Genomic DNA, 12,676 nt, shown 5'->3' with positions numbered 1-12,676 from the left:
TGGTTAGGTAAGCTACAAAATTCTTAGAAGATTTGATTTTTTATTACATCTTCCAGCCTGTCTCGTTTGCGAATCAGTTGCATCTGATTGTTTTTAAACAATACCTGCGCTGGTAAAAATCTGGCATTGTAATTACTGCCCATTTCAAAGCCATAGGCGCCGGCATTTTCTATTACCAGTATATCATTTTCCCTGATTTCAGCGATAGGTCTGTCCCAGGCAAAATTGTCTGTTTCACAAATATTTCCGGTTACTGCATAGTTTTTAGGATTCCCTTCGGGATTGCTGATGTTGCGAATATGGTGATACGCTTCGTAAAACATGGGTCGAATCAAATGATTGAATCCACTGTTTACTCCCGCAAAACAAACGGTTCCTGTTTCTTTGAGTACATTCACTGTTGTTAATAAATAGCCGCATTCGCTAACGATATATTTTCCCGGCTCGAACCATACTTGAAATTTTTTCTGGTAAGCTTCTTCAAAGCGATCCAGCGCATCTCCTACTTTTTTAGCCAATAGTTGAATGTCGGTTCCTTTTTCCCCTTCCTGATAGGGCACTTTAAATCCACCACCCATATCCAGTACCTGTAAATCGGGAAAAGAGGGTACCAGATCAAAAAACAAATCGGCAACTTTAATGAAAACATCAACGTCTTTGATTTCACTGCCCGTATGTACGTGAAGACAGTTGATGCGCATTTTGTATTCGTCTTTCAATGCCAGTATTACTGAAAGTTGTTCCAGCGGAATTCCGAATTTACTGTTATCGTGCCCGGTTGAAATTTTCAGATTACCTCCGGCCATAATATTAGGCCTGATTCTTATTCCTACCGGATAACGGTTTCCATATGCTTTCCCGAATTTTTCTAGGTTGCTCAAACTATCAATATTCACAGATACCCCAGCTTCTACAGCCGCAGCAATTTCATCAAAGGCAATTCCATTGCTGGTATATAATATTTGTTCCGGAGCAAAGCCTGCTTTTAAGGCTATGTAAACTTCGTTGATAGAACTGCAATCGATGTTGCAGCCGATTGTTCTGACATGCTGTAATACAGCAATATTGGTCAGTGCCTTGCAGGCGTAGAAAAAACGGGCATATACACCCTTAAATGCATCTTGTAGCGTTTGGTATTGTGCTGTAATTTTTTCTGCATGATACACATACAGCGGGGTTCCAAACTCATTGGCAGCTGCCAAGAGTTGTTCATTCGAAATACGTAAAGACATGCTTCAAAGATAATCCAAGAATGGCGGATTATTCAGCAGGATTTTCGTCAGTAGTATTTTCTTCTGAATTGTTTTCTTCTGAGTCGGTTTCGGCTGATTTATTATCCTCCGAATTATTTTCTTCGCTGGCAACCATTAATGTACCGTCTTCGTTAACGGTTAAAGAAGAAACATCTCCGTCTATGATGGATTCATCAGAAGGGTATTCTTCTGAAAGGGATGCATTTACGTTTGCATCAGTAAAGTCTTCAGGTCTTACAATGGTCCCTTCCACAATCTGGTCTGCCAGTACTTCTTTAATCTTTGGAAGATCTGCTGCACTGTTAATACCAAAATAATCCATGAAAGTTTTGGAAGTAGCGTACACAAGTGGCTTTCCGGGTAGTTGTTCGTTTCTGCCGCTGATCAATATCAATTCTTTTTCCAGTAATTTCTGAATGGAGTAATCACTGTTAACTCCACGGATAGCTTCAATTTCGCCCTTGGTAATGGGTTGTTTGTAAGCAATGATGGCAAGTGTTTCCAAAGCTGCATTCGATAGGCGCTTCAGGAATTTATCTCCGTTCAATTGTGCAATGGTCTTGTGATAATCCTTCTTGGTTAAGAACTGCCAGCCACCGCCACTTTCCCTTACTTCAAAAGGATAAAATTCGGCAGCGTATTTTTCTCGGATACCTTCTACTGCGGTCTCAACCTGATCCAATGAAATTCTTTCTTCCAGAAACCCAAAACTGTTGTTGATGAGTTCTACAATATCCAGTGAAGTCAATGGTTTTTCGCTGGCAAAAATAAGTACTTCAATATGCGGTATGATCTCGCTTAATTCCATAATGATTGTGTAGAATTATCCTTGTAATGCAGCGGCTCCGCTCACGATTTCTGTCAACTCTGTTGTAATGGCAGCCTGACGCGCACGGTTGTAACTGATTTTTAATGATTTCAGTAATTCGTTAGCGTTTTCACTTGCCTTATCCATTGCAGTCATGCGGGCGCCGTGTTCACTGGCATTTCCGTCTAATACTGCTTTGAATAACTGGGTATTTAAAATTTTTGGCATTAATTCAGCAATAAGGACATCCTTAGCTGGCTCAAAAATAAAATCTGCTTTTTTGCTTCCTGCCTTAGGAGCCATTTTAGGAATTGGCAAAAATTGCTCTGCTACGAAAACCTGTGTAGCCGCATTTTTAAATTCACTGTAAATGATTTCCACTGCATCAAATTCTTTTTGCTCAAATCCTTTCATTGCAGCTTGTGCAGCAGCCTGAACGGCTTCAAAATTCAGGTTCAGGTAGATGTCTTTAAACTGATCGTTTGTGTTGTAACCCGCTTTGGTTAAACTTTCCCAGCCTTTCTTTCCGATATTCCAAACGGTTACATTTCCTTTGCTGAACTGGCTGGCGTATTTTTCAGATACCGTATTCTTAGCTAGTTTTACCAGGTTGGCATTATACCCACCACACAAACCCCTGTCGGAAGTAATAACAATCAATAATACTTTTTCAACAGGTCTTTCTTCTGCCAACGCAAGTGTAGCGCCTCCTTCAATATTACTTACAATATTGCTGAGCATTTCCTGCAATTTCTGGGCATAAGGACGCATTTGGGTAATAGCATCCTGCGCACGGCGCAATTTGGCCGCACTCACCATTTTCATCGCTTTGGTAATCTGCTGCGTACTTTGTACACTCTTGATTCGGTTTCTAACCTCTTTTAATTGACCTGCCATCGTATCGCTTTAATTGTTAAGTCTAACGGGTTGCAAAAGTAGCTGAAATGGCCATATATTCCAATAACTTTCCTGATAATTTACAGGGGCAAACTTAGTCCAATACCATTGGGGCCAGCCTGAATTTGCAGTTTGGAAAGCTGTGTTTCCAGTAATTTACCATTCCTGCGATGGTTTCCGTATTGAACCAGGTCAAAAACCAGTAAAAAAGCCCCTTGCAACAGTAAACTATTGCCAAATCCGGTATTCTGGAGATTGCTCGTTCTGTTTCCGTTTTCCTTCAACAGCAGCCCAGTGGTTATATAAGCAAGGTCGAGTCCGGTATTAAGTAGCAATATTTTTTCCAGTTTTTGTTGGGCAAGATGGTTTTGCGTTAACGAATATTGCTTGTTCAGTTCTTTGCGCAGCTGGAACAAGCCCAAACTGGCAATTCCCAGGTTCACCACATTCCAGTATGCATTCATTTTGAAAAAATGGGGGCCCGAACCAGTTGCATTGGTAGCCGAAATAGCCCCCTGTATAATATTGACCCCGGCCCAGGCTGCCAGAATGGTCATATTGGTTTTATTTTGATTGTATCTGTCGAGGGCAATGGAATCACTCCATTGCTGCAATGCCTGCTTCTCCGAAACCTTGTTGCTATCGGCAGGCTGCTGCTGGTTTTCAGCCGTTTGTGCTCCCCCGGTAAAGGGTACCATTAACCCTAAAATAATGACCGTTGATAGAATAGTTATCTGCTTCATTTGCTTCTTAATTCAAAACCTTACCTTTGGCGGCTCTTAATCAGAGTGCCAAATTGACTAAAAATTAATTCTCGCACACTGTTTGACTGTTAAAATTTTGTACCAGAGCATTTTAAAAATATGTTGAAGTTTATTTCTAAGTTATTCGGGGGTAGTAAGAGTGAAAAAGATGTGCAGCAGATAATGCCCATCATTCATAACACCAATCAGTTTTTTCAGCAATACCAGTCATTAACCAATGACGAGCTTCGGAATAAAACGGTTGAATTTAAAGCTCGTATTCAGGAGCACCTCAAAGAAGTAGATGCTGCCATTGCAGCGGAAAAGGCAAATGCGGAAGCATTACCAGAGTCGGATATCCATGGCAGAGATGCTTTGTACAAGCAGATTGATAAATTAAAGAAAGACCGCGATAAAAAAATTGAGGAAGCCCTTGCAATGATTCAGCCAGAGGCTTTTGCAGTAATTAAAGAGGCAGCCAGACGATTCAAAGAAAATGAAGAGCTGGTATCTACTGCCACTTCACTTGACAGAGAATTGAGTGTTAAAAAAGATTATGTAACCATTCGTGGAAACGAATCGGTTTTCAATAATTCATGGACAGCAGCTGGAGCCAAAGTTACCTGGAACATGGTGCATTACGATGTGCAATTGATTGGGGGCTCTGTTTTGCATTCAGGAAAAATTGCTGAAATGGCAACGGGTGAGGGTAAAACACTGGTGTCTACTTTGCCAGCTTATTTAAATGCGTTGGCTGGGGAAGGTGTTCACGTAGTTACGGTGAACGATTATCTGGCCAAACGAGACAGCGAATGGAATGGTACTTTGTTTGAGTGGTTGGGTTTAACGGTTGATTGTATTGATAAACATGAGCCCAATAGTGAAGCCAGAAGAAAAGCCTATCTGGCAGATATCACTTATGGTACCAATAACGAATTTGGCTTTGACTACCTCCGTGATAATATGGTGCATAGTCCTGAAGAAATGGTACAACGCAAACACCATTTTGCCATGGTGGATGAGGTTGACTCTGTTTTGATTGACGATGCCAGAACGCCGCTAATTATTTCTGGACCAATTGGATACCAGACAGGAGAACAACAGTTTTTTGCTTTGAAACCAAGAATTGAAAAACTGGTAGAAGCACAGAAAAAAGCGACCCTACAATTTTTAACAGAAGCCAAGAAAAAATTCGCAGAAGGGAATGATGATCCTAAAGATGGTGGTTTGGCTTTGTTCAGGGCACATCGTGGTTTGCCTAAGAATAGTGCATTGATAAAGTTTTTGAGTGAGCCCGGCAATCGAGTGAAATTGCAAAAGGCAGAGAATTATTATCTGGCTGATCAGCAGCGCGAAATGCCTAAGGCAGATGAAGAACTATACTTCTATATTGATGAGAAAAACAACTCTGTTGAGTTGACTGATAAGGGAATTCAATTGATTACAGGTCAGGGAGAAGACCCTAATTTCTTTGTACTGCCAGATATCAGTTTAGGGTTGGCTGCCATTGACAATAATGCCGCTTTACCAGCTGAACAAAAATTGGCTAGTAAAGAGCAATTGATTAATGAGTATTCTGTAAAAGCAGATCGTATTCATACCGTTCAGCAATTGCTGAAAGCCTATACTTTATTTGACAAGGATGTTGAATATGTTGTGTTGGATGGTGCAGTAAAAATTGTAGACGAACAAACAGGACGTATCCTAGATGGCAGAAGATATTCCGATGGTTTGCATCAGGCAATTGAAGCTAAGGAAAATGTAAAGATTGAAGCAGCTACACAAACCTATGCAACGGTTACTTTACAGAACTATTTCAGAATGTACCACAAATTGGCTGGTATGACCGGTACGGCTGAAACCGAAGCTGCTGAATTATGGGATATCTACAAGCTGGATGTAGTGAGCATTCCAACCAATGTGCCTGCAATCAGAAAAGACGAAGAAGATAAAATTTTTAAGACCAAGCGTGAGAAGTTTGGTGCGGTGATAGACGAGATTGTAACCCTGCGCGAAGCCGGTCGTCCGGTTCTGGTTGGTACCACTTCTGTTGAAGTGAGTGAGTTACTAAGCAGAATGTTGCGTCAGAAACAAATCCCTCACAATGTGTTGAACGCAAAGCAACACTCTCGTGAAGCGCAGATTGTTGCAGAAGCTGGTTTGGCCGGAGCTGTTACCATTGCCACCAACATGGCAGGTAGAGGTACCGATATTAAATTAGGACCTGGGGTGAAGGATGCCGGTGGTTTAGCCATATTGGGTACAGAAAGACACGAGTCTAGAAGAGTAGACCGACAGCTAAGAGGTCGTGCGGGTCGCCAAGGTGATCCGGGTTCTTCTCTGTTCTTTGTTTCTCTGGAAGATGATTTGATGCGCATGTTTGGTAGTGAAAGAATTGCCAAAGTGATGGACTTTGCCGGTTATAAAGAAGGTGAAGTAATTCAGGCCGGTATGATTACCAAGTCTATTGAGAGAGCTCAAAGAAAAGTTGAAGAAAACAACTTTGGTATCCGTAAGCGTTTGCTGGAGTACGATGATGTGATGAATAAGCAGCGGACGGTTATTTACACCAAACGTAATCACGCTCTTTTTGGAGAAAGACTAGCCCTGGATTTGGACAATGCTATGTATGCAGTGGCAGAATCGCTGGTAGTAAACTTCAGAGACCAGAACGATTTTGAACAATTCAAGTTAGCCGCTATTCTCCATTTCGGAATTGATACAGCTATCACAGAAGATGAATTTAACAGAGGTAGCCAGCAGGACGTAGCAGAAAAATTATATACAGAAGCCGTATCTCAATACGAGAAGCGTAAGCAGGATATGATGGCTCAGGCAGTTCCTGTGTTTAAAAATATTCAGTTGGAACAGGGTGCACATATTGATAATGTAATTGTTCCTTTCACAGATGGCAAACGTCAGGTTCAGGCATTGGCCAATATGGAAAAAACATTGAAGACCAATGGAGCTGAATTGTTGAATGCCTTGGAAAGAACTGTAACACTTGCCTTTATTGACAATGCATGGAAAGAGCATTTGCGCGCCATGGACGATTTAAAGCAAAGTGTGCAAACGGCCACTTACGAACAGAAAGATCCACTGGTGATTTATAAAATGGAAGCATTTGAACTCTTCCGCAAAATGGACAATGAAGTGAACAGAGAAATTGTTCAGTTTATTTGTCATGCATCTATTCCACTGGCAAACGGAGATGCATTACAGGAAGGTCGTCAAGAAAAAACGGATATGAGTAAGTTGAGTGCCAACAAAGATCAGGTGGATGCTGCTGGCCAGGAGTATGGTGCTAATGAAAATGATTACTATGATCCAACTCCTGTAAAACAGGAACCTGTTAAAGTAGGACCAAAGATTGGCAGAAACGACCCTTGTCCTTGTGGAAGCGGCAAGAAGTTCAAGTCTTGTCATGGAAAGGATGCTTAATTATGTAACCTCCTCAGGATATAAAAAAACCGATGATTATTTCATCGGTTTTTTTATTGAATTTACAATTTGAAAGCCAGTCCAAAATCCATGCAGAAGGACTTGATTTGAGAAGTGGTATTGCTTGCATTGGTCCAAGTGTAATTACGGGTGCCAATGTTAAATTTGAATTTCATTTTATTGGACTCATCTCCGAAGTCAACAAATGAAATTCCATAACCAAAGAATTGTGGAGAGCGAGTTACATCTGCGTATCCTTCTTCTTTCAACTTTACTCCTGGAGATATACCGCCTTCTACATATAAGCCGCTAATTGCCCAGGTTCCTGCAATGACGAATAAGTTGGTAAATCCTGCATTTTTGAATACTTCTTTTTGTTTGTCGGGATCAAAACCTTCTTTGAATGCAAACGGATATATTCTTGCACCCAATGGTTTTTGCGTCATAGTTACATTGGTTAAATAAGTGGTTTTATTCAAGAAATTTTGAGGTTCTAATCCTGCGATGGCAGCCACTTTTACAAACATTTTTTTAGTGTAACCCAAGTTGATAAAATTGTATTCAGCGGTTAATCTGGGTTGCAGTCCCTTTGTTTTATAAAATTGTCCAAACACTTCTGTGGCTTTGGGACTGGCAATGCCCAGATAAATGCCCAATCTGGGTTTCATGCCTTGTTGTGCATTGGCAGTAAATAAACTAGCCATAAAACAGATGGTTAATAAGTACTTATTCATTGTTGTGTATTTTATGCGAATGAATGTTTTTTTAACAGACGCTCCTATACCGTAGTGACGGTATTTATTATCTTTGCCAAAATAAAACTGCATGCATTTAGCCCCCTATATTGATCATACCATTTTAAAGCCAACCACTTTAATTGCGGATATAGAAAAATTGTGTGCTGAAGCCAGACAATATGGTTTTGCTGCAGTTTGTGTTCCCCCGAATTTTGTAAAAACTGCCAAAGTATTTCTAGACGGTTCCCATGTAAAAGTGGCTACGGTTATTGGCTTCCCATTCGGATATTCTGCAGTGGAAGCAAAGCTTGCCGAAATTGTATTGGCCATGGTTGATGGGGTAGATGAGCTGGATGTAGTGGCTAATATTAGTGCCATCAAAAATGGAGACTGGGTATACCTGGCCAATGAACTGAATCATATCATGCCAGTAGTGAAATCGAAAAACAAAACCATCAAAATCATTATTGAAAGCGGCATACTCACCAATGAGGAGATTATCAAGTGCTGCGAGTTATATGGGGTAGCAGGCATTGATTATTTAAAAACTTCCACGGGTTATGCAGAAAAAGGGGCAACAATTGAAGCGGTTAAATTATTCCGTCTACATTTGCCGGAAGCAGTTCAAATTAAAGCTTCGGGAGGCATCAGGGATTATGCATTTGCCGCAGAACTAGTGGCTGCCGGGGCTACCAGGCTGGGATGCAGTGCCAGCGTAGCTATTGTAAATGGGGAACCTAATCAGCAACCCGCTGGATATTAACCGTATATTTATTCAATGAAACCTATTTTACTCATAGTACTTACCAGTATTGGCTTCCTTTGTAAAGGACTGGCTAATTCGGTTGATACCGTGATTGTGCAGAAAGATTCCCGTCTGGATATGCTGGTACAAAAGCAGGCTCAGGCTAATAAACGTTCGGCTATGATGACAAGTGCCGGATTGTACAAGGGGTTTCGTTTGCAAATGATTAGTACACCCAGAAGAGACGATGCAACTCAGATGAAAACGGAACTATTAAACCGTTTTCCTGATCAGAAAACCTATACGCTTTTTCAGTCACCCAATTTTAAAGTTAGACTGGGTAACTTTCTGAAAAGAGATGATGCCGAAAAGTTCAGGGCACAAATCAGTAAGTTTTTTCCTAAAGGAATTTATATTGTTGAGGACACGATTGAATATACACCAGTAGAAGAAGAATTATTTTAGTTAAGCGCCATACATGCTAAAAGAGAAAATAAAAATATTGGCTAAAGATTTTGCTCCTGCGTTGATTGATATACGTAGACATCTGCATGCCAATCCAGAATTGAGTTATCAGGAATTTGCCACATCTCAGTATGTTCAGCAACAACTTAGTGCGTTGGGAATTCCTTTCGAAATAAAAGCATCTACCGGCATATTGGCTACCATAAAGGGTAAAAATCCAGATTCAAAAGTGATTGCCCTTAGGGCCGATATGGACGCGCTGCCGATTCTGGAAGAAAATGATGTGCCTTATCGGTCTGTTAACAATGGTGTCATGCATGCCTGTGGGCATGATGTGCATACCACCGTTTTATTGGGTGCAGCCAAAATTTTACAACACCTGAAAGAAGAATGGGAGGGCACCATCCAATTAATTTTTCAACCGGGTGAAGAAAGAAATCCGGGTGGGGCTAGTTATATGATTAAGGAAGGCGTGTTGGAAAATCCCCGGCCAAGTGGAATTGTTGCTTTACATGTTCATCCTGGATTGGATGTTGGGAAGCTTAGTTTTCGTAAGGGTAGGGTAATGGCCAGTGCCGATGAAATCTATATTACCATCAGAAGTAAAGGAGGGCATGCTGCTGCCCCACATTTAACAGCAGATACCGTTTTAATTGCCGCCAACTTAATTGTATCCCTTCAGCAGATTATTTCAAGAAACAATAGCCCTATTTCTCCATCCGTTTTGTCCATCTGTTCAGTGCAGGGTGGAAATACAACCAATGTAATTCCAAGTGAAGTAAAATTAATGGGTACGTTCAGAGCCATGGATGAAGAATGGCGATACAAAGCACACGAACTAATTAGAAAGCAAGCCGTAGGACTGGTCGAGAGTATGGGTGCAGAAATTGATTTGCACATAGATATTGGGTATCCAACCGTTGATAATGATCCTGTATTTACCTCTGCTGCATGGGCATTGGCGAATGAATTTATGGAGCAAAAAAATGTAGAAGAAACAGAGCTGCGCATGGGGGCAGAAGATTTTGGTTATTATACACAGGTTATTCCGGGATGTTTCTTCCGTTTAGGTGTTCGCAATGAATCCAAAGGAATCATTCATCAGGTGCATACCCCTAAATTTGATATTGATGAATCAGCTATAGAAATTGGAGCCGGTATGATGGCTTATTTAGGAATAGCACTTAAATAGTTTTGAATATTATTAATTGAATTTATGTCTACAGATAAACAGTCTAATTTAAGAAGAGAGCAGGCGTTGGAATATCATGCCAGTGGAAGACCGGGCAAGATTGAAGTGGTGCCTACCAAGGAAGCAAAGACGCAGCGTGATCTTTCTTTGGCGTATAGCCCAGGTGTAGCAGAACCTTGTAAGGAAATTAAAGAGAATCCAGAAAACATTTATAAATACACGGCCAAGGGAAACCTGGTGGGTGTAATTACCAATGGTACAGCCGTATTGGGTTTGGGAGATATTGGTGCTGAAGCCAGTAAGCCTGTCATGGAAGGAAAAGGGGTATTGTTTAAAATTTTTGCGGATATAGATGTATTTGATATAGAAATAAATGAGAAGGATCCTGAAAAATTTGTACAAATTGTTAAATCCCTAGAACCCACATTTGGTGGAATCAATCTGGAAGATATTAAAGCACCTGAATGCTTTTACATTGAGCAACAGTTGAAGGAGCAGATGAAAATTCCGGTGATGCACGATGATCAGCATGGAACGGCCATTATCAGCAGTGCTGCCATGCTGAATGCATTGGAGCTTCAGAAGAAAAGAATTGATAAGGTACGTTTTGTAATTAATGGAGCAGGTGCTGCTGCCATGGCCTGCATTAATTTATATGTTGCATTAGGTGCAAAATGTGAGAATTTTATTGTGTTTGATAAGGATGGTGTATTGCATACAGGAAGAACAGATCTGGGACCAGACCGTATGCGGTTTGCGGTTAAAAGAGACGACTGGACTTTAGCAAAAGCCATGAAAGATGCAGATGTATTTCTGGGTTTGAGTGTAGGAAATGTGGTAACACAGGATATGGTAAAATCGATGGCAAGAAATCCAATTGTTTTTGCAATGGCAAATCCTGATCCTGAAATTACGTATGAAGATGCAGTTGCTGTTAGAAAGGATATCATCATGGCAACGGGCAGGTCAGACTATCCCAATCAAGTAAACAATGTATTGGGATTCCCTTACATTTTCCGTGGAGCACTGGATGTAAGGGCTACACAAATTAATGAAGCCATGAAATTGGCTGCGGTTCGTGCTTTGGCAGAGTTAACCAAAACACCTGTTCCTGATATTGTGAATCTGGCATACAATCAAAACAACATGAGTTTTGGTCCATTGTATATTATTCCAAAACCATTGGATCCCCGCTTATTAAGTACAATTGCTCCGGCAGTAGCCAAAGCTGCTATTGAAAGTGGAGTAGCTCAGAAAAAGATTGTGAATTGGGATGCCTATGTACTTGAGTTGAATAAGAGATTGGGTCTGGACAATCAATTATTCAGAGTGGTAAGTAATAAGGCCCGCAGAGATCCTAAACGATTGGTTTTTGCAGAAGCAGACAACCTGAAAATACTTAAAGCAGCTACCATCATTTATGATGAAGGCATTGCGTATCCTATTTTATTGGGTGATCCGGAAAAAATCAACCGCATTGCAGAATCCAATAGTATTGATTTGTCGGATATTCCTATCGTAGATCCAAGAAGCGATGCAATGGAACACAAAAGAGAGTTCTATGGGGAACTATTCTTTAAGAAGCGTCAACGAAAGGGCTTCAATCATCACGAAAGTTTAAAAGTGATGAAAGATCGAAATCACTTTGGTTGTATGATGGTTGAAACAGGAGATGCGGATGCTATGCTTTCTGGTTTAACTAAGAATTATGCAGAAGCCATTAGGCCTGCACTGCAAATAATAGGAACAGAACCCGGCGTTAAGAAAATTGCCGGTATGTATTTATTACTGACCAAAAAAGGTCCGATGTTTCTGGCAGATACTACGGTGAATTTTCATCCTACTGCAGAAGAATTAGCCGATATTACCCAAATGGTTGCCAAGGAAGTAAGAAGTTTCAATCTTACCCCGCGCATTGCCATGTTGAGTTATAGCAATTTTGGTAGCAGTGATTCTCCGGAGGCCAAACTGGTGGCAGAAGCTACGCGTATTTTGAAACAACGGGATCCTAATTTGATTGTGGACGGGGAAATGCAAGGTAGCCTGGCATTTAATCAAGAGATCTTAGGGGATAATTATCCTTTTAGTGATTTAGTGGATCAGGAAGTGAATGTATTGATGTTCCCTAATTTAACCGCAGGAAATGTGGCGTATAATCTATTGAAGGAATTGGGTGGTGCGGATGCAATTGGACCAATCTTATTAGGGTTGAAAAAACCAGTGCACGTTTTGCAATTGGGAAGCAGTGTACGAAACATCATTAATATGGCGTTGGTGGCTGTGGTGGATGCTCAGATGAAATCAAGAGTAGATACTGCAGAAGAAGTAAAAAGAAGTTCCTGGTGGAAGAGCCGAAGAAAAAACAAGAACTCTAATAACTAAAGTTTAATTATAC

10 protein-coding genes are annotated in these 12,676 nt (G+C 40.8%); 5 read left to right on the top strand and 5 right to left on the bottom strand.

The features are described from left to right. Nucleotides 1-23 precede the first annotated feature (23 nt). The 4 genes from lysA to TEGAF0_RS06310 form a co-directional block, all read right to left on the bottom strand. Entirely contained in the window at nucleotides 24-1,232 is a 1,209-nt protein-coding gene (lysA, locus tag TEGAF0_RS06325) for a diaminopimelate decarboxylase (protein WP_264900996.1), read from the bottom strand. 28 nt (nucleotides 1,233-1,260) lie between these two features. After that, nucleotides 1,261-2,061: an SMC-Scp complex subunit ScpB gene (scpB, locus tag TEGAF0_RS06320; RefSeq protein WP_264900994.1), complete on the bottom strand. Its 801-nt coding sequence runs from the start codon at nucleotides 2,059-2,061 to the stop codon at nucleotides 1,261-1,263. Between the two features lie 15 nt (nucleotides 2,062-2,076). After that, nucleotides 2,077-2,958: an ATP synthase F1 subunit gamma gene (atpG, locus tag TEGAF0_RS06315; RefSeq protein ID WP_264900991.1), complete on the bottom strand. Its 882-nt coding sequence runs from the start codon at nucleotides 2,956-2,958 to the stop codon at nucleotides 2,077-2,079. A gap of 80 nt (nucleotides 2,959-3,038) precedes the next feature. Further along, nucleotides 3,039-3,701 (bottom strand): DUF6992 family protein, encoded by a 663-nt coding sequence (locus TEGAF0_RS06310; protein WP_264900989.1) that lies wholly within the window; start codon nucleotides 3,699-3,701, stop codon nucleotides 3,039-3,041. A gap of 120 nt (nucleotides 3,702-3,821) precedes the next feature. Between TEGAF0_RS06310 and secA the strand changes: the two genes are divergently transcribed. Continuing rightward, on the top strand, nucleotides 3,822-7,142 hold the full coding sequence (secA, locus tag TEGAF0_RS06305; RefSeq protein ID WP_264900987.1) for a preprotein translocase subunit SecA: 3,321 nt from the start codon (nucleotides 3,822-3,824) through the stop codon (nucleotides 7,140-7,142). 62 nt (nucleotides 7,143-7,204) lie between these two features. Here secA and TEGAF0_RS06300 read toward each other — a convergent pair whose 3' ends face one another. Then, complete coding sequence (locus TEGAF0_RS06300) at nucleotides 7,205-7,876, bottom strand: hypothetical protein (RefSeq protein ID WP_264900986.1); 672 nt, start codon at nucleotides 7,874-7,876, stop codon at nucleotides 7,205-7,207. Nucleotides 7,877-7,967: 91 nt separating this feature from the next. On the opposite strand from TEGAF0_RS06300, the gene deoC reads away from it, so the two are divergent. Genes deoC through TEGAF0_RS06280 form a run of 4 tightly spaced genes read left to right on the top strand, consistent with a single transcriptional unit; the run spans nucleotide 7,968 to nucleotide 12,663 of the window. Beyond that, nucleotides 7,968-8,642 (top strand): deoxyribose-phosphate aldolase, encoded by a 675-nt coding sequence (gene deoC / locus TEGAF0_RS06295; protein WP_264900985.1) that lies wholly within the window; start codon nucleotides 7,968-7,970, stop codon nucleotides 8,640-8,642. Between the two features lie 15 nt (nucleotides 8,643-8,657). Beyond that, on the top strand, nucleotides 8,658-9,089 hold the full coding sequence (locus TEGAF0_RS06290) for an SPOR domain-containing protein (protein WP_264900983.1): 432 nt from the start codon (nucleotides 8,658-8,660) through the stop codon (nucleotides 9,087-9,089). Between the two features lie 13 nt (nucleotides 9,090-9,102). Next, complete coding sequence (locus tag TEGAF0_RS06285) at nucleotides 9,103-10,281, top strand: M20 metallopeptidase family protein (RefSeq protein WP_264900981.1); 1,179 nt, start codon at nucleotides 9,103-9,105, stop codon at nucleotides 10,279-10,281. Between the two features lie 24 nt (nucleotides 10,282-10,305). Continuing rightward, nucleotides 10,306-12,663 carry an NADP-dependent malic enzyme gene (locus tag TEGAF0_RS06280; RefSeq protein WP_264900980.1) on the top strand — a complete coding sequence of 786 codons (2,358 nt, stop codon included), beginning with the start codon at nucleotides 10,306-10,308 and terminating at the stop codon, nucleotides 12,661-12,663. Nucleotides 12,664-12,676 lie beyond the last annotated feature (13 nt).

Source organism: Sediminibacterium sp. TEGAF015, from assembly GCF_025997995.1.
In the GTDB taxonomy this organism is placed as follows: domain Bacteria; phylum Bacteroidota; class Bacteroidia; order Chitinophagales; family Chitinophagaceae; genus Sediminibacterium.
Note: the sequence above shows the minus strand (reverse complement) of the source record. Positions and strands in the feature narration are given on the sequence as shown.

Coding starts and splice junctions, on each gene's coding strand:
- TEGAF0_RS06290 (WP_264900983.1), top strand. CDS start 8,658: ATGAAACCTATTTTACTCATAGTACTTACCAGTATTGGCTTCCTTTGT.
- TEGAF0_RS06280 (WP_264900980.1), top strand. CDS start 10,306: ATGTCTACAGATAAACAGTCTAATTTAAGAAGAGAGCAGGCGTTGGAA.
- deoC (WP_264900985.1), top strand. CDS start 7,968: ATGCATTTAGCCCCCTATATTGATCATACCATTTTAAAGCCAACCACT.
- TEGAF0_RS06300 (WP_264900986.1), bottom strand. CDS start 7,876: ATGAATAAGTACTTATTAACCATCTGTTTTATGGCTAGTTTATTTACT.
- secA (WP_264900987.1), top strand. CDS start 3,822: ATGTTGAAGTTTATTTCTAAGTTATTCGGGGGTAGTAAGAGTGAAAAA.
- atpG (WP_264900991.1), bottom strand. CDS start 2,958: ATGGCAGGTCAATTAAAAGAGGTTAGAAACCGAATCAAGAGTGTACAA.
- TEGAF0_RS06310 (WP_264900989.1), bottom strand. CDS start 3,701: ATGAAGCAGATAACTATTCTATCAACGGTCATTATTTTAGGGTTAATG.
- lysA (WP_264900996.1), bottom strand. CDS start 1,232: ATGTCTTTACGTATTTCGAATGAACAACTCTTGGCAGCTGCCAATGAG.
- TEGAF0_RS06285 (WP_264900981.1), top strand. CDS start 9,103: ATGCTAAAAGAGAAAATAAAAATATTGGCTAAAGATTTTGCTCCTGCG.
- scpB (WP_264900994.1), bottom strand. CDS start 2,061: ATGGAATTAAGCGAGATCATACCGCATATTGAAGTACTTATTTTTGCC.